General features: G+C 67.8%; 17 protein-coding genes. 10 read left to right on the forward strand and 7 right to left on the reverse strand.

The features are described from left to right. Window positions 1-4: 4 nt before the first annotated feature. Window positions 5-496: a cadmium resistance transporter gene (locus tag ACIP5Y_RS38150; protein WP_400357468.1), complete on the reverse strand. Its 492-nt coding sequence runs from the start codon at window positions 494-496 to the stop codon at window positions 5-7. 203 nt (window positions 497-699) lie between these two features. On the opposite strand from ACIP5Y_RS38150, the gene ACIP5Y_RS38155 reads away from it, so the two are divergent. Beyond that, window positions 700-1,371: an epimerase gene (locus ACIP5Y_RS38155; protein WP_400357470.1), complete on the forward strand. Its 672-nt coding sequence runs from the start codon at window positions 700-702 to the stop codon at window positions 1,369-1,371. Here the strand turns inward: ACIP5Y_RS38155 and ACIP5Y_RS38160 are convergent. After that, a complete protein-coding gene (locus tag ACIP5Y_RS38160) occupies window positions 1,362-1,595 on the reverse strand; it encodes a hypothetical protein (RefSeq protein ID WP_400357472.1) in 234 nt (77 codons plus the stop codon). The two genes, ACIP5Y_RS38155 and ACIP5Y_RS38160, sit on opposite strands and share 10 nt — an antisense overlap. Before the next feature lie 2 nt (window positions 1,596-1,597). Here ACIP5Y_RS38160 and ACIP5Y_RS38165 point away from each other — a divergent pair, with 2 nt between their 5' ends. Both ACIP5Y_RS38165 and ACIP5Y_RS38170 read left to right on the forward strand, forming a co-directional pair. Next, window positions 1,598-1,837 carry a zinc-binding dehydrogenase gene (locus tag ACIP5Y_RS38165; RefSeq protein WP_400357474.1) on the forward strand — a complete coding sequence of 80 codons (240 nt, stop codon included), beginning with the start codon at window positions 1,598-1,600 and terminating at the stop codon, window positions 1,835-1,837. A gap of 90 nt (window positions 1,838-1,927) precedes the next feature. Then, window positions 1,928-2,344 carry a hypothetical protein gene (locus tag ACIP5Y_RS38170; RefSeq protein WP_400357476.1) on the forward strand — a complete coding sequence of 139 codons (417 nt, stop codon included), beginning with the start codon at window positions 1,928-1,930 and terminating at the stop codon, window positions 2,342-2,344. 8 nt (window positions 2,345-2,352) lie between these two features. Here the strand turns inward: ACIP5Y_RS38170 and ACIP5Y_RS38175 are convergent, their stop codons facing one another. The 4 genes from ACIP5Y_RS38175 to ACIP5Y_RS38190 form a co-directional block, all read right to left on the reverse strand. Continuing rightward, window positions 2,353-3,006, reverse strand: a complete 654-nt coding sequence (locus ACIP5Y_RS38175) for a response regulator (RefSeq protein ID WP_400357478.1) — start codon at window positions 3,004-3,006, stop codon at window positions 2,353-2,355. Next, a complete protein-coding gene (locus tag ACIP5Y_RS38180) occupies window positions 3,003-5,255 on the reverse strand; it encodes a sensor histidine kinase (RefSeq protein WP_400357480.1) in 2,253 nt (750 codons plus the stop codon). Before ACIP5Y_RS38180 ends, ACIP5Y_RS38175 begins: the two co-directional genes overlap by 4 nt. Before the next feature lie 243 nt (window positions 5,256-5,498). Continuing rightward, entirely contained in the window at window positions 5,499-5,921 is a 423-nt protein-coding gene (locus ACIP5Y_RS38185; protein ID WP_400357482.1) for a tautomerase family protein, read from the reverse strand. Between the two features lie 38 nt (window positions 5,922-5,959). Then, entirely contained in the window at window positions 5,960-6,661 is a 702-nt protein-coding gene (locus tag ACIP5Y_RS38190; protein ID WP_400357484.1) for an SDR family oxidoreductase, read from the reverse strand. Between the two features lie 162 nt (window positions 6,662-6,823). Here ACIP5Y_RS38190 and ACIP5Y_RS38195 point away from each other — a divergent pair, with 162 nt between their 5' ends. Genes ACIP5Y_RS38195 through ACIP5Y_RS38215 form a run of 5 tightly spaced genes read left to right on the forward strand, consistent with a single transcriptional unit; the run spans window position 6,824 to window position 12,101 of the window. Continuing rightward, window positions 6,824-8,185 carry a cytochrome P450 gene (locus ACIP5Y_RS38195; protein WP_400357486.1) on the forward strand — a complete coding sequence of 454 codons (1,362 nt, stop codon included), beginning with the start codon at window positions 6,824-6,826 and terminating at the stop codon, window positions 8,183-8,185. Then, the gene (locus ACIP5Y_RS38200) at window positions 8,182-9,147 is read left to right on the forward strand and encodes an alpha/beta fold hydrolase (protein WP_400357488.1); all 966 of its coding nucleotides are present in this window, start codon (window positions 8,182-8,184) and stop codon (window positions 9,145-9,147) included. Before ACIP5Y_RS38195 ends, ACIP5Y_RS38200 begins: the two co-directional genes overlap by 4 nt. Then, window positions 9,131-9,988 carry an SDR family NAD(P)-dependent oxidoreductase gene (locus tag ACIP5Y_RS38205; protein WP_400357490.1) on the forward strand — a complete coding sequence of 286 codons (858 nt, stop codon included), beginning with the start codon at window positions 9,131-9,133 and terminating at the stop codon, window positions 9,986-9,988. The genes ACIP5Y_RS38200 and ACIP5Y_RS38205 overlap by 17 nt, the downstream gene beginning before the upstream one ends. Continuing rightward, window positions 9,985-11,478, forward strand: a complete 1,494-nt coding sequence (locus tag ACIP5Y_RS38210) for a flavin-containing monooxygenase (protein ID WP_400357492.1) — start codon at window positions 9,985-9,987, stop codon at window positions 11,476-11,478. Before ACIP5Y_RS38205 ends, ACIP5Y_RS38210 begins: the two co-directional genes overlap by 4 nt. Beyond that, complete coding sequence (locus ACIP5Y_RS38215) at window positions 11,475-12,101, forward strand: TetR/AcrR family transcriptional regulator (RefSeq protein ID WP_400357494.1); 627 nt, start codon at window positions 11,475-11,477, stop codon at window positions 12,099-12,101. Before ACIP5Y_RS38210 ends, ACIP5Y_RS38215 begins: the two co-directional genes overlap by 4 nt. Before the next feature lie 9 nt (window positions 12,102-12,110). Here ACIP5Y_RS38215 and ACIP5Y_RS38220 read toward each other — a convergent pair whose 3' ends face one another. Further along, the gene (locus ACIP5Y_RS38220) at window positions 12,111-13,037 is read right to left on the reverse strand and encodes a LysR family transcriptional regulator (RefSeq protein WP_400357496.1); all 927 of its coding nucleotides are present in this window, start codon (window positions 13,035-13,037) and stop codon (window positions 12,111-12,113) included. A gap of 135 nt (window positions 13,038-13,172) precedes the next feature. Between ACIP5Y_RS38220 and ACIP5Y_RS38225 the strand changes: the two genes are divergently transcribed. Further along, a complete protein-coding gene (locus ACIP5Y_RS38225) occupies window positions 13,173-14,588 on the forward strand; it encodes an MFS transporter (RefSeq protein WP_400357498.1) in 1,416 nt (471 codons plus the stop codon). Continuing rightward, on the forward strand, window positions 14,585-15,352 hold the full coding sequence (locus tag ACIP5Y_RS38230; RefSeq protein WP_400357500.1) for a 3-hydroxybutyrate dehydrogenase: 768 nt from the start codon (window positions 14,585-14,587) through the stop codon (window positions 15,350-15,352). Before ACIP5Y_RS38225 ends, ACIP5Y_RS38230 begins: the two co-directional genes overlap by 4 nt. Window positions 15,353-15,479 lie beyond the last annotated feature (127 nt).

Consider the following 15,479-nt stretch of genomic DNA (forward strand, 5'->3'; position numbering starts at 1 on the left):
GGGGTCAGGCCGCTCCGAATACGCCGCCGCCGATGAGGATGGCCAGGCCGATTGTGATGAGTGCTACCGGCAATACGATGTGGCCCCAGCGTGCGAGCGCCTTCGCGACGAGTCGGTGGGAGGCGAAGTATTTTCCGGCCGCGCACCAGACGGCTACGCCGATGAGGAAAACTGTTGTGTAGACGAACATTGCGCCTACTGAGGCGACTGCCAGGAGTGGGGCATAGACGCCGATATTGTCGCTGCCATTGGCGAAGGTGACAACGGCGACGCGCCAGATTCCCGGTCCCTGGCGCGTCGGTGGCGGGTCGTGATCGTCGTCGGATCGGCTGTGGCGGTCGCGCCAGACCTTCCATCCTGCTCGCACACCCAAGGCGATGGGTATCAAGCCGAAGTAGGGGAGGGCGGATTCGGGTAGCAAGGTCGAACCCACCACTGCGCCGGCGAACGACACGCCAAGAATCGCGAGGAAGCCCAGGTATTGACCGGCGACCACCCGCCACGCCGCACCCGATCACCCGGCGCCTGCCCGAAGAACACGGCCAGCACCAGAAGATCGTCGATATTGGTCACGGCGAAAGCACCGATCGCCTGCCAGATCGTGCTCAGCCCCGTCACCTCTCCTCGCCGCGTGCAATACCGGTCGAGAAGACTATCGGGTGGTCGACGCAGCACTCGAGTGAGGCAAGATAGCTCGGCATGAAGGTGATCCTCTTCGGAGCGACCGGCATGATCGGGCAGGGCGTACTCAATGAGTGTCTGCGGGACGAGCGGGTCGAGGAGGTTCTTGCGGTCGGGCGTAGCTCGCTGGGGATCGAGAATCCCGGGCTGCGTGAGCTCGTCCAGCCTGATCCGAGCGATCTTTCCGGGATTGCGGGTGAACTCGCCGAATTCGATGCCTGTTTCTTCTGCCTCGGGGTCTCCTCGGTCGGCATGAAGGAAGCGGACTACCGGCGGATCACCTATGACCTGACTTTGAAGGTCGGGCGGGTGCTGGCGGCTGCGAATCCGGAGATGACGTTCATCTATGTGTCGGGGCAGGGGACCGACAGTAGTGAGAAGGGGCGCTCGATGTGGGCGCGGGTCAAGGGGAAGACGGAGAACGATCTGCTGGCGCTTCCGTTCCGGGCGTACATGTTCCGGCCCGGGTTCGTGCAGCCGATGGACGGCGTGGTCTCCAAGACTCCGTTGTATCGCGCCGCGTATGCGGTGACGGGGCCGTTGATTCCGCTGTTGAAGCGGCTGGCGCCGAATGCGGTCAATGACAATCGGGAGATCGGGCGCGCGATGATCGCCGTCGCGGCCTCGGGGTCGGACACTCGGGTGCTCACGCCTCGGGAGATCAACGCGCGAGCCAGGACTCAACTCTGAGACTCGCCCTGGGGCGGGGTGGTGTCGGCGGCGACCGCGAGAAGGTCTGCTGCGCCGGCCGAGAGTGCCTCGGCGAAACCGTCGAAGTCGGTGTGCTCCGCTGCCATCCAGCGTTCGGTGGTCAATCGCAGGACCGCCAAACCGATGTCGGTGGCGAGGCGTGCGGTTTCGGCGTCGAAGCCGCGGTTCAGCAGGGCTCGTCCGCACGGTCGAGGAACCGGCAAATGTGCTGACGTTCAACGACTTCGAGACGGCCGCGGAACTGGGCGTGCGCACCGTCTTCGGCGCGGGCGCCGGGCCGCGTTACGACGTGCTCGGCGAATTCGCGCAGCTGGCATCCGAGGGCCGCTTCTCGGTTCCGGTGGCCCGCACATTCCCGTTGGCGGACTGGCGGGCCGCACTCGAATTGAGCCGGTCGGGGAAAGCCGGTGGCAAGCCGATACTGCGGATCGGCCGGTCCGACTGATCAACCGGTGATCCCTCGCGGGCGGCCGGTTCGGCGTTCGTTCGAGAAAGTTTTTCCGCCGCGGGTCGCGTACGGCGTTATGGTCGAGGGGTGATTGTCGCCCTAGCGGGGGCCGTGGCGTTCGTTGTGTTCGAGGTGGTGTGGGTCGTGCGGCTGATCCATATGGGGAACCTCGACGCGCACGAGCTTGCGGTGAAGATGGGGGTACCGACGCCGGTATCGGCGCTCGACTGGCCGGACATGCGTCTGAAAGCCGTTGTGGCGCAGCCGGATGACCGGCTCGTCCTGGTCAGTGTGGACTGGTCCGCGCATCCGGGGCAGTCCGCGACTCTGCTGCTCGCCTTGGAAGAAGGGGATGCGCGGTCGTTGTCCCTGCTGTCGGAGTGGTGCGCCGGGCAGGCGTCGGTGTCGCCGTTGCGGTATCCGCCACCGCCCGGGCTGGTGTTGCGCCGGCGGCAGAGTCTGGAACGCGTGCATGCGCGGCTGCTCGCCGAGGATCTGCCCTAGCGTGGTCGCTACAGTTCGTCCGTGCCGATCAAGCCGTCGCGGATGGCGCGGGCTACCAGGGCGGCCTTGGTCGGGGCCGGGCGACCGACCGCCGCGTACTTGGCTCGGATGCGTTCGAGGTACGTGTTCACCGTGCCCGCCGTGATGTAGAGCTGCTGGGCGACAAGGGCTTTGGACTCGGTCTGGAACCAGGCCAGCAATACCTCGCGCTCCCGCTGTGAGAGTTTGGGCCGGTCGTCGTCGGCGTCATCGCTCATGGCGCGGGCCATGGTGGGGCTGAGGTAGGGCCGTACCTCGGCGGCCGCGTGCAGAGCGGCGATCAAGTGTTCGCGGCCTTCGGTTTTCGACAGGTAGGTGACGGCGCCGAGGTCGAGGCAGTCGCGCACCAGGCGGGGTTCGGTGTGCTGGGAGTAGACCACGACGCGGTGGCCGCGTTCGCAGATGGCGCCGAGGGCGGTGAGATCCGGTGCGCGCTGGTCGAATTGGAGGTCCAGGACGACCGCGTCGAGTTCGCCGCGGTCGGGATCGGTGGCGGCGAGGAAGGCGGCCGGATCGGGATGGTCCGCGCTGACCCGGATCTCGGGTTCGGCGGCGGCGCACCAGCCACGCACCCCGTCCCGGATGAGGGGATGGTCGTCGACAATGGCGATCCGGATCATCATGCCCTTTCCATGGTGTCGAAGCGGTGGTGCAGGCGCGCCCACAGTAGTTCGCCCGCGGTCAGCACCTCGGTGTCGACGGTGGCGCCGGTGATCAGGGCGAGGCGGTCCAGCGTCTCGGGCGGGCAGTCGCCGAGGGCGCTCACCGTGCAGCCGGCCGCGTCGGCGGTCACCACCACCCGGGCGCGGGACAGGCTGGCGTCCAGCATCATCCGTGTCGCCGCGACCAGGTGGCCGCGCACCTCGTCGGGCAGTTCGCGTTCGGTGGGCGCGGCCTCCACGGTGACCGCGACGCCGCGCCGCTCGGCCTCGTCGATGCCGGCGCGCAGATCCGCGAGCAGCGGGTGACCCACGCCGTCGGCCTGGGTGAGCAGGCGGCGCAGCCGCGCGTATTCGGTGCGGGCGGCGGTGCGCACGGCCGGATCCTCCGGCGAAAGGGTGCGGTCGGCGAGCCCGCGCAGCAGCGGCGTGAGCTCGGTCAGCAGTTGCTCGTAGCGTAGGCGGCATTCGAGTTCGATGGTCCGCTCGACCGCGTCGGCGGTGCGATGGCGCAATCGTTCCCGGTGATGGGCCGCGGCATCGCGCGCGACCCGATCCAGGGTGGCCGCGAACAGCGCGGTGAACACTTGCAGGAAGAAGATGGCGGCCGTGAGATAACCGAGCACCACGAGCGAATCCCCGGAGGGACTGCGTACCAGCACGATCGCGCACACCAGCACCCACCAGGTGGTCAGCGCCGACAGGGAAAGCAAGGGCCGCCAGCGGAATCCGAGCGCGACCACGGTCCAACCGGCCGCGCCGATGGACCAGTTCGCGCCACCCACCACCGCATCGGCCGGCAGCAGCGCGGTCAGCGCCAGCGAGCCCAGGATCGCCGCCGCCATGAGCGCGAGGGTGGTGCCTTCGCGCCGCCGCGGAATCAGCGCGGCCAGTGCGCATCCGACATTCACCGCGACCAGCAGCGCGTCCACCACGGCCGAGGGTGTTGCCGCCGACTCGGTCAGCGTGGACTGCAACAGCGTATCGGCGACGGCGACACCGACCATGCCGTATCCGAAGCTGTTGCCCAGCCGTTCCACTCCGGCGGTAGCGTCCCGCTCATCCTCCGGTTCGAGCTCGGCGGCCGGTACTGCCGCCACGTCGGCGGGCCAGCTCAGCCGCACGTCGGTGCCGGCACCGGGTGAGCTCACCACTTCGGCGTCCCCGCCCGCCGCCCGCATACGCGCCACGATGGAATTGCGGATGCCATACCGCTCTTCACCGGGAGCGCCCTCGAATCCGACACCGTCATCGGCGATCACGAGCTCTCCCGGCGCGGCCGTGATGACCACGGCCCGCGCGTGCGCATGCCGGTCGATATTGGTGAGCGCCTCGCGTGCCGCCGCCGTGATCGTCCAGGCCAGCCCGCGCGGCGTGGGCAGCGAGACCACACCCTGGAAGGTGATGGGCGTGGCACATTCTCCGGCCAAGCGCCGCAATAACTCCGGCAGGTCCACGCTGGTGCCGTCGCCGGGCATGGGTATCCCGGCTTCCAGCACCGTCAGATCTCGTGCCGCCTGTCGCGCGATGCGCGCGGGATCCACGGCCGCACCCTGCCCGACCATGAGCAGTGTTGCCGCGGCGGTGTCGTGCATGACCGCCCACTGCTCGTGCTCATAGCGCCGCCGTGCCGCGGTCACCTCGGCCGCGATCCGTGAATCCGCGGCCGCGGTGACGGTGGTGTCGTGCACGGCGGCCGCCCGCAGCACCGCCCGGCGGACACCGACCGCCAATAACCATTCGACGAGCAGATAGGCGACGGAGAGATCGCCGAGGAACATGACCGGCGTCAGCGCGGGCGTCTGCCGGTCCACGAAGTACAGCAGGCCCAGCATCAGCGCGACCACCGCCGCCGATACCCGCACCCGCTGCGCGATTCCGAAGGAAATCACCGTCGCCGCCACGATTTTCACCTCAACGAGGTCCTTCGCAGCGGCCGCGGACGGCACCACGCTCAGCGTGCACAGCAGATAACCGGACACCACCACGAGATCGGCGACGGTCCACCAGCGTCCGGCCTGCGCGCGTTGCAGCCGTCCCGCCGACCAGACGGCGAGCAGCACGGTGGCCGCGGCCTCGGGCCGCGGATCGTCGGGACGGCTCGCCAGATGCACTGCCGCGAGCAATAGCCATCCGGCATGCCGGAATCTGATGGCGAGCCACATCGCCTCCTGCGCGACCGCAGCGCGGGTGGGATCGGCGACGCGCAACACGCCGCCACGGTATCCGAACCACCATGGCACGGCGAGCCGGGTACCGATGTCCGTCGAACATCGGACAGACATCGCGCGCGTAGTGAGGAATCGTGGTTCATGCAGGTAGGGCGTACTGGGAGGGGACCGCCCGAGCTGCGACCGCGGCCGTTGGCAGGCGGGGAGCCAACGGCCGCCACGATTTCTCGTCCGGTTTCCTCGCTGCCGCCGGGTCGTTCCTATCTGCCCGCGGGCACCGCCCGGTCAGTAGGGCAGCGGCTGGTTTGCCACGGCCCAGGCCTTCTCGACCTCGCCGCCGATGGGTGGCGGGAACAATCCGGCGATCATCCAGGTGTCGCGCGGTACCTCGGTGACATTGAATTCCAGGTGCAGTCCGCGGTCGTGGGTGTAGGGCTTCACGAGCGCGTCCAGTTGCTCGGTCATCTTCTTGCGCATGACGGGATCCTCGAGCGTGCGAGCGAGGTGGTCGACGGTGATGCGCACCGCGTCGGTGACGGGCTTGCCGCCGACATAGAACGAGTCGCCGGGGAGTTCGTGGAAGAGCACCACGGCATAGAACTCCGGCAGGCCCACGCGGGCGTAGTAGGCGGTGATGGCGCCGGCGAGGTCCTGCTTGTCCTGTGCGGTGTAGGTGTCGGCGGGGTGGTAGATGTGCCAGAGCGGCATGGCTGAATCCTTCTGGGGAGTGGGCGATCCGGGACGGGTCAGCGCCGGGCGGTCATGGCGAGCTGCTCGACCGGGCCGGACAGGGCGGACTTCACCTGCCGGGTGAGATCGTCGACGAGGACTTCGTTCTCGCTCTTCTCCAAGCCGTCGGCCACCGCCACGGCGACCTGCGCCGGGCTGATCTTCGGCACGCTCATGGTCTTGATCATCTCGGTGTCGGCGAAGCCGAGATGCACGCCGAGTACCTGGGTGCCCTGCGCGGCCAGTTCGATGCGCAGCGAGTTGGTCAGCGACCACAACGCGGCCTTGGACGCGCCATAGGCGGCGGCCCCGCTCAGCCACGACAGCACCGAGTGGATATCCACCAGTGCGCCACCGCCATTGGCGGCGAGGATCGGCGCGTACGCCTGTGCGATGCGCAGCGGGCCGAAGACATTGGTCTCGAATGTCTCGATCACCTCGGCCATATCGGCCGTCAGCAGCGGCGCGGACTTCAGCACGCCCGCATTGTTGATGACGATGTTCACATCCCGGGTTCGATTCACCAGCGCGGCAATGGATTCCGGATCGGTGACCTCGAGTTCCAGTGGCACGATGCGGGTGTCGGCGCTGGGCTCGGGCTTGCGTGCGGTCACGTAGACCTTGGCCGCGCCGCGCGCGAGGAGTTCCTCGGCGAATGCCTGCCCGAGGCCGCGCTGCCCACCGGTCACCAATGCGATCGAGCCTTCGATTCTGGTCATGGCTACCTCTCTGTTCGATGCTGACTATATAGAACTATAGCCACATGGCGGGTCCGGTGTCACCCGCCTCGCGCGTGGCGGAAAAAGTGACCCTTGCCACACGCTGGTACGTCGGCGTACCGTCGTCCTGGTACACGGGGGTACCACGCTGAGAGGTGGCGCATGACCACTGCGAAACTGCCTGCGGGCCCGGCGTCGCCGGGCTTCCTGCACGGAATACAGATCCTGACCGGACGGACTCGCGCGTGGCGGCGCTGGCACGACCGCTACGGGTCGGCCTACACCGTGCGGATGCCGCGCTTCGGGCCGACGGTCGTGCTGTCGGATCCGGCGGAGGTGAAGGCGCTGCTCACCGCGCCCGCCGACCTGGTCGACAATATCGACGCCAACCTGGGCCAATTCCTCGGTCCGGGCTCACTGTTCTCGCTGCGCGGCGAAGAGCACCGCAAGCAGCGCAAACTGCTCACCCCGCCCTTCCACGGCCGGCGGCTGGCGGTCTACGAACAGCTCATCGAGGAAGAAGCCCTGCGTGACATGGCTTCCTGGCCGCTCGGCCGCGAGTTCGCAACCATGGATTCGATGATGCGCATCACGCTGAACGTCATCCTGCGCGCGGTCTTCGGGGCCGAGGGCGCGGAATTCGACCGATTGCGCACGCTGCTACCGAAACTGGTGCTGGTCGGGTCCGCGCTCGCGGCCCTGCCGATACCGCCCGGATTCCTCGGGAAGTACGGGCCGTGGGCCAGATTCGCCGACTATCGGCAGCAGTACGACGAGATCGTGGGCACGCTGATCGAGCGCGCCGCCACCGATCCGGGACTGTCCGAACGCGATGACGTGCTCGCCATGCTGCTGCAGGCCCGCTACGACGACGGCACCGCCATGACCCGCGGCGAGATCGCCGACGAACTGCTCACCCTGCTCACCGCCGGGCACGAGACCACCGCCACCACCCTGGCCTGGACCGTCGAGCGGCTGCGCCGGCATCCGGAACTGCTGCGGCGCTTGGTCGCCGAGGCCGACGCGGGCGGTTCCGAACTGCGCGAGGCGACCCTGGTCGAGGTGCAGCGGGTACGCCCGGTCATCGACGCGACGGCCCGTAAGGTGCGGGCGGACTCGTTCCAGCTCGGCCGGTGGACGCTGCCGAAGGGCCAGCACGTCCTGGTCAGCATCCGGCTCATGCACGACAACGCGGAGCTCTTCCCGAACCCGCGGGCCTTCGATCCGGAGCGCTTCCTCGGGACGCGGCCGGGCACCTGGACCTGGATTCCGTTCGGCGGCGGCGCCCGTCGCTGCATCGGCGCCTCGTTCGCGACCATGGAGATGAATATCGTCCTGCGCACGCTGCTGCGGGAATTCACGCTCACGCCCACCGACGCACCCGATGAACGCGCCCACTTCCGCGGTGTCGCACTGGTTCCCGCGAAGAAGGGCCGCGCCACGGTGTACCGGCGGATCGCGCCGCCCATTCCGGAGGCACAGCTCCCGGAGACCCCGGCCCGCGCGGCGGAGGTCACCGCATGAGCGAGCAGATCGCCGATGTGGGCCGCGGGGTTTCGCTGACCTATGAACGGCTGGGCGCAAACGGCGGCACCCCACTGGTATTGGTCCCCGGGCTCGGGCAGCAGCTGGTGGCGTGGCCGGATGGCTTGTGCGAGTTGTTCGTCGAGCGTGGGTACCAGGTGATCCGGCTGGACAATCGGGATGTCGGCGGCTCGACCCATGCGGGCTTCCGGCCACCCGCCCCGCAGCAGATGCTGTTCAAGCGCTGGGATCCGGCGCAGTACGACCTGCACGATATGGCCGCCGACACCGTCGGATTGCTCGATGCGCTCGGCCTGGAGTCGGTGCATCTCGTGGGCATGTCCATGGGCGGGATGATCGCCCAGACGGTCGCGGCCCGCTACCCGCGGCGGGTCGCCTCGCTCACCTCGATCATGTCGACTACCGGTGCGGCGCGACTGGGCCGGCCCGCCCTGTCGACGTGGCGGCGCATGTTCGGTCGTCCGGCCCGCACCCGCGCGGAGCATGTCGAGGCCTCCGTGCGCATGTACCGCCACATCTCCTCTGCCGGTTACCCTTTCGATGAAGGCGCGGTGCGCGCCATTGCCGGATTGTCCTGGGATCGCGATCCGCGCCCGGCCCCCGGCGTCGGCCGGCAGCTGGCCGGGATCCTGAAATCCGGTGACCGGACGAGGGAATTGGCCGCCGTCACCGCGCCCACCCTGGTCGTGCACGGCGATCGGGACATGATGGTGCACCCGACCGGAGGTGCGGCCACCGCCCGCGCCATCGCCGGTGCGCGCCTGCACACCGTGCCGGGGATGGGTCACGATCTGCCGACCGGCGCGTGGCCGGCTCTGGTGAACCTCATCGACGGCCACATTCGCGCGACCGCAACCCAGAGTTCCACCGCAACCCAGAGTTCCACCGCAACACCGAATTCCAGCGCAGCACCGAGGAGCGCAGATGCCCCGAACCTCTAGGCCCCTGTCCGGCCGGCCCGTCATGATCACGGGGGCCGCCTCCGGAATCGGCCGCGGCCTCGCGCAACTGCTGTCCCGGCGCGGGTCGCCGGTGGCCATCGCCGATATCGACGAGGTGGGGCTGAAGCAGACCGCGGACTCACTGAGCGGTCCGGTGCTCACCCGGGTGCTCGATGTGCGCGATGCGGCCGATCAGCTCGCCTTCGCCGGTGAGGTCAAGGACTGGCTGACCGCGCCGCTGGCGGCGGTGTTCAACAATGCCGGTGTCGCCGTATCTTCGTCTGTGCTCGATGCGGTGCCCGAAGACGATGAATGGCTGTGGCAGATCAATTTCCACGGCGTGATCAATGGGACTCGCGCATTCCTGCCCCTGCTGGTCGAACAGGATCAGGGCGTCATCGTGAACACCTCCAGCGTGTTCGGTCTGGTCGGCATGCCGAACCAGAGTGCCTACTGTGCCGCCAAATTCGCGGTGCGCGGGTTCACCGATGCGCTGCGGCAGGAGTTGCGGGGCACCGGGGTGTCGGCGGTGAACGTGCATCCCGGCGGCATCACCACCAATATCGCGCGCAATGCCCGCGTGCGGAAGGATCCGGAGGGCCGCGGCCGCACTCGGGAGCAGATGGCCGCCGAGTTCGAGGCCATCACCATGACCTCGCCGGAGAAGGCGGCCGAAATCATCTGCCGCGGTGTGGAAACCGGTAAGGCGCGCATTCTGGTGGGCCCGGACGCATATGTGTTCGATGCCCTCGCCCGGATCGCGCCGACGCATTACTTCGACGTGCTGTCGCTGGTGGAGCGCACGGCGCGCGCCCGCGCCCGGTCGGGGGCGAAGTCATGACGACGGATCTCAGCGGCAGCGCAGCGCATTTCGATGTGCTCATCGTGGGTGCCGGCTTGTCCGGTATCGGCGCGGCCCGGACCTTGCAGCGGGCCTTCCCGCATCGCACCTTCGCGATTCTGGAGGCGCGCAACGATATCGGCGGGACCTGGGATCTGTTCCGGTATCCGGGCGTGCGGTCGGACTCCGATATGCACACCCTCGGATATCGATTCCGGCCGTGGACCGATGCCAAGTCGATCGCCGACGGCCCGTCGATCCTGCAATATGTCCGCGATACCGCGGCCGAGACAGGTATTCAGGAGCGAATCAGGTTCGGGCACAAGGTCATCGGCGCGTCCTGGTCGAGCGACGCGGGCCGCTGGACCGTACAGGTCGAGCACGAGGGCGCGACCTCGACGCTGACCTGCCAGTTCCTCTACCTGTGCAGCGGCTACTACCGCTACGACCAGGGCTACACCCCGGACTTCGCCGGGATCGAGGATTTCGGCGGGCAGATCGTGCACCCGCAGTTCTGGCCGGAGGATCTCGACTACACCGGTAAACGGGTGGTGGTGATCGGCAGCGGCGCGACCGCGGTCACGCTGGTGCCCGCGCTGGCGGGATCGGGTGCGGCGGCGGTGACCATGCTGCAGCGGTCGCCGACCTACGTGCTCACCGCGCCGATGGAGGATCCGATCGCGAACTGGCTGCGGACGCGGCTGGGCCCGCGCCGCGCGTACGCCATCACGCGCTGGAAGAACGTGGCCATCAGCACGCTCATCTATCAGCTGAGCCGGCGGCGGCCGCAGATGATGCGGGAGTTCATTCGCAAGCAGACCATGAAGCAGCTGCCCGACGGCTATGACGTGGATGTCCACTTCAAGCCCGCCTACGGTCCGTGGGATCAGCGCCTGTGCCTGGTGCCGGACGCGGATCTGTTCCGGGCCATCAGCGATGGCAGCGCGACAGTGGTGACCGATCGCATCGAGCGTTTCACCGCCGACGGCATCCGGCTGGAGTCCGGGACCGAGCTGCCGGCCGACATCGTGGTGACGGCGACCGGTCTGCAGTTGCTGGCGCTGGGCGGCCTCGAGCTGTCGGTGGACGGTCGTGCGGTCTCGCTGCCGGAAACCATGGCGTACAAGGGCATGATGCTCGGCGGCATCCCGAATCTGGCCTTCACCATCGGCTACACGAATGCGTCCTGGACGCTGAAGGCCGATCTGGTCAGCGAATTCGTGTGCCGGTTGCTGCGGCACCTGGACGATCACGGCTACGACCGGTTCACGCCGTGGCCCGACCCGTCGGTCGCGGATCAGCCGCTGCTGGACTTCCAGGCCGGATATGTACTGCGCGCCCTGGACCGCTTCCCCAAGGCCGGGTCGCGGGCGCCGTGGCGGTTGGGCATGAATTACGCCCAGGACGTGCTCACCCTGCGATTCGGCCGGATCGAGGACGGCACCATGCGGTTCGGGAAACCGGCCAGGCAACTAACCTTGACGCCGTGACACGTGCCGAGCCAGCCACACCGCTTCCGGCGGCGGAGACGCCGCCGGAATCCGGTTTCCGCCGTCGCCTGCTCGACGGCATGGCCGAGGCCGTGCGCGAGCACGGCTACCAGGACACGACGGTAGCGGATGTGGTGCGGTACGCCCGCACCTCCCGCCGCACCTTCTACGAGCATTTCACCAGCAAGCAGGACTGTTTCATCGCCGTGCTGACCGAACGCAATACCCGGACCATTCAGGAGATCTACGCGGCCGTCGACCGGAACGCGCCGTGGCGCAGCCAGATTCGGCAGGCCGTCGAGGCGTGGGTGGGGGCCGCGGACTGTGATCTGGCGGTGAGCCTGGCCTGGATCCGGGATTCGCCGGCCATGGGGGAGAGCGCGCGCCGGTTGCATGCGGAGGAGGCCGGCGCCTTCATCGAACTCATCCAGAACCTCACCGCCGCACCGGAATTCCAGGCCGCCGAACTGCATCCGCCGACCCGGCAGGTGGCCACCATTCTCTACGGCGGGTTCCGGGAACTGATCGCCTCGACCATCGAGGCGGGCCGGGACGTCAAGGGCATCATCGATGTGGCGGTCGATACCGCGATCGCGGTCATCGGGCCGAGATTGCCGTCGTAGGTCGCCAAGTCACGAATAGTGCTGTGCGCCGATCAATTTCGGCTGCTGGGCAGCGACGTACTCGCGGATGGCGTTCACGACGGCGGCCACCTCGGCGCGGCGGCGGGTCTCCGGGCGGGTGACGAGCCAGTAGGTCAGCCGTACCGCGATCCGCTCGGGGAGTACACGCACCAGATCCGGGTGCAGATCCGCCATGAAGCACGGCAGCAGCCCGATTCCGGCGGCCGCGCGCGTGGCCTCCACGTGTACGAAAACATTGGTGGAGGTGATGGATTCACGCATGGCCACCGCGAAACTGGAGGCCAGGTCGAGATCGTCCACCTGCAACATGGAATCGATGAAGTAGACCAGCGGATGTGCGGCCAGATCCGCGATGGTGGCGGGGTTCCCGTTGCGGGCCAGGTACTCCCGTGCCGCGTACAGCCCGAGGGTGTAATCGCCCAGCGCTATCGCCTCCGCGCGCCGCACCTGCGGTTTGCCCACCACCACTTCGATATCCAGGCTGGAGCGCTGGATCGAGGCGCGCCGGGTGGCGGTGATGATCTCGACGGTGACCTTGGGATGGTCGCGCTGTACGCGGGCGATGGCCGGTGAGGCCAGGTAGGCGCTGAAGCCGTCGGTGGCGGACATGCGCACCACGCCCTCCAGCAGGCGTGAGCCGTCGGCTTCGGAAGTGATGGTGCGGACCGCGTTTTCGACGGCTTCGGCGGCGGTGAACGCTTCGCGGCCGAGGTCGGTGAGTTCCCAGCCGCCCGCGCCGCGAGTGAGGACCCGCCCGCCGAGTGCCTGTTCAAGGGTGGCGATGCGCCGGGAGATGGTGGTGTGGTTGATGCCGAGCTCGTCGGCGGCGGCGGTGTAGCGGCCGGTCCGGCCCACCGCGAGCAGTACGAGCAGGTCGTCGGGGTTGGGCCGGGGAGTGGCGGAGGTCACGCTCATTTCTGCATATTTGCAGATACCTGCTGCGAATCTGGGCATTGCGGACAATCTTTCGTGCACGAATACTCATGACCATTCATTTATATGGGCCACATCACAAATGAGGGAGGTGGCCCGAGTCGTGAGGAGTGCGCGATGAGCGTTCGCGATCCTGAACCGGCCCCGCCGCTGGCCGGACTGCGGCGGGTGGTGGCCGCCTCGATGGCCGGCACCGTGGTCGAGTGGTACGAATTCTTCCTCTACGGCACCGCGGCCACGCTGGTGTTCAGCAAGGTGTTCTTCGCCAAGGGCACCAGCGATCTGGACGCCATCCTGGCCGCGTTCATCACCTATGCGGTCGGCTTCGCCGCGCGGCCGCTCGGCGGAATCGTGTTCGGGCACTTCGGAGATCGCTACGGTCGCAAGCAGCTGCTGCAGCTGAGCCTGATCCTGGTCGGCATATCGACCTTCCTGATGGGCTGCCTGCCCACCTTCGGGCAGGTCGGTTACTGGGCTCCAGTGTTGCTCGTCGTGATGCGCTTCATCCAGGGCTTCGCCGTCGGCGGTGAGTGGGGTGGCGCGGTGCTGCTGGTGGCGGAACACAGTCCGATCCGCAGCCGCGCGTTCTGGTCGTCCTGGCCGCAGGCCGCGGTGCCGGTGGGCAATATGCTCGCCACCGTCGTGCTGCTGGTGCTGACCTCGACGCTGCCGGATGCGGCCTTCCTGTCCTGGGGCTGGCGGGTGTCGTTCTGGTTGTCGGCGGTGGTGGTGCTGATCGGCTACTACGTACGCACCAAGATCACCGATGCGCCGATCTTCCTGGCCGCGCAACGGCAGGCCGAGCGGGAGCAGGCCGCGTCCTTCAGCGCGCTGGAGGTGCTGAAGCGTTATCCGCGTGGCGTTTTCACCGCCATGGGCCTGCGCTTCGGCGAGAACATCATGTACTACCTGGTGGTCACCTTCAGCATCACCTACCTGAAAGTGCATGTGGGAGCGAACACCACCGAGATCCTGTGGTGGCTGCTGGCGGCGCACGCGGTGCATTTCCTGGTGATCCCGCAGGTGGGACGGCTCAGCGACCGCTTCGGGCGACGGCCCATCTATCTGATCGGCGCGATCGCCACGGCCACCTGGGGCTTCTTCGCCTTCCCCATGATGGATTCCGGGCACTACGGGATCATTCTGGCCGCCATCATCATCGGGCTGGTGTTCCATGCGTTCATGTATGCCGCGCAGCCGGCCCTCATGGCCGAGATGTTCCCGACCCGCATGCGGTATTCCGGTGTGTCCCTGGGCTATCAGGTGACGTCACTGGTGGCCGGTTCGCTGGCACCCATCATCGCGGTGCGACTGCTGGAGACCTACAAGTCCTCGGTGCCCATCGCCTGGTACCTGGCGATCGCGGCCGTGATCACCGCGATCTCGGTACTGCTGGCCCGTGAGACCAAGGGCACCGATCTGGCGGCCGTCGATCGGGCCGATGCGGAAAGTACCCTGGCCAGGGAGAGCGCCGCGGGCGCGAAGAGCTCGGGCGCGCATCCCGATATCGATCCGAAGGCGGTGACAGCGTGACCTTTCCAGCGAGCGCGTCCGGCGATCTGGCCGGGCGCACCGCCCTGGTGACCGGCGGGGCGAGCGGTATCGGCGCGGCCTGCGCGCGCGAACTGGCCGCCCGCGGCGCCCGGGTGACGGTGGCCGATATCGACGGCGCCGCCGCGAAGCAGGTGGCCACGGAAATCGACGGCCGCGCCTGGGAAGTCGATCTACTCGCCGTGGGTGAACTGGAGGAACTGCGCCTGGAGACCGACATTCTGATCAACAACGCCGGTGTGCAGAATGTCAGTCCCATCGTGGATTTCCCGCCCGCACAGTTCCGGAAACTCCTGGCCCTCATGGTGGAAGCGCCGTTCCTGTTGATCCGCGCCGCCCTGCCGCACATGTACGAACAGGGCCACGGCCGGATCATCAATATCTCCTCCGTTCACGGCCTCCGCGCCTCCGCCTTCAAATCCGCGTACGTCACCGCCAAACACGCCCTCGAGGGGCTGTCCAAGGTGACCGCTCTGGAAGGCGGCCCGCACGGCGTGACGAGCAACTGTGTCAACCCCGCCTACGTGCGAACACCGCTGGTGGACAAGCAGATCGCCGATCAGGCTCGCACCCACGGCATTCCGGAAGCCGAGGTAGTGGAACGGATCATGCTCACCGAGAGCGCCATCAAACGCCTGGTCGAACCGGAAGAGGTGGCCTCCCTCGTGGGTTGGCTGGCCTCCGACGCGGCGGGCATGGTCACCGGCGCCTCCTACACGATGGACGGTGGCTGGACGGCCAGATAACGGTGCATGCGGTCCCGATCCGACTCGAGTAACGAAACGGTAACAGTGCCGAGTGGTCACTCGGTAAACTGGGTGGGGTGGTGGCAGACTCGAGCCAGCCGTACAAGGCCGTACGAAGAAGGGATCG

Source organism: Nocardia sp. NPDC088792, assembly GCF_044750615.1.
Taxonomy (GTDB): Bacteria; Actinomycetota; Actinomycetes; order Mycobacteriales; family Mycobacteriaceae; genus Nocardia.

Bases quoted from the DNA above. Each gene is read 5' to 3' on its own strand.
- ACIP5Y_RS38225 (WP_400357498.1), top strand. From the start codon at position 13,173: ATGAGCGTTCGCGATCCTGAACCGGCCCCGCCGCTGGCCGGACTGCGG.
- ACIP5Y_RS38210 (WP_400357492.1), top strand. From the start codon at position 9,985: ATGACGACGGATCTCAGCGGCAGCGCAGCGCATTTCGATGTGCTCATC.
- ACIP5Y_RS38175 (WP_400357478.1), bottom strand. From the start codon at position 3,006: ATGATGATCCGGATCGCCATTGTCGACGACCATCCCCTCATCCGGGAC.
- ACIP5Y_RS38205 (WP_400357490.1), top strand. From the start codon at position 9,131: ATGCCCCGAACCTCTAGGCCCCTGTCCGGCCGGCCCGTCATGATCACG.
- ACIP5Y_RS38155 (WP_400357470.1), top strand. From the start codon at position 700: ATGAAGGTGATCCTCTTCGGAGCGACCGGCATGATCGGGCAGGGCGTA.
- ACIP5Y_RS38200 (WP_400357488.1), top strand. From the start codon at position 8,182: ATGAGCGAGCAGATCGCCGATGTGGGCCGCGGGGTTTCGCTGACCTAT.
- ACIP5Y_RS38185 (WP_400357482.1), bottom strand. From the start codon at position 5,921: ATGCCGCTCTGGCACATCTACCACCCCGCCGACACCTACACCGCACAG.
- ACIP5Y_RS38190 (WP_400357484.1), bottom strand. From the start codon at position 6,661: ATGACCAGAATCGAAGGCTCGATCGCATTGGTGACCGGTGGGCAGCGC.
- ACIP5Y_RS38220 (WP_400357496.1), bottom strand. From the start codon at position 13,037: ATGAGCGTGACCTCCGCCACTCCCCGGCCCAACCCCGACGACCTGCTC.
- ACIP5Y_RS38195 (WP_400357486.1), top strand. From the start codon at position 6,824: ATGACCACTGCGAAACTGCCTGCGGGCCCGGCGTCGCCGGGCTTCCTG.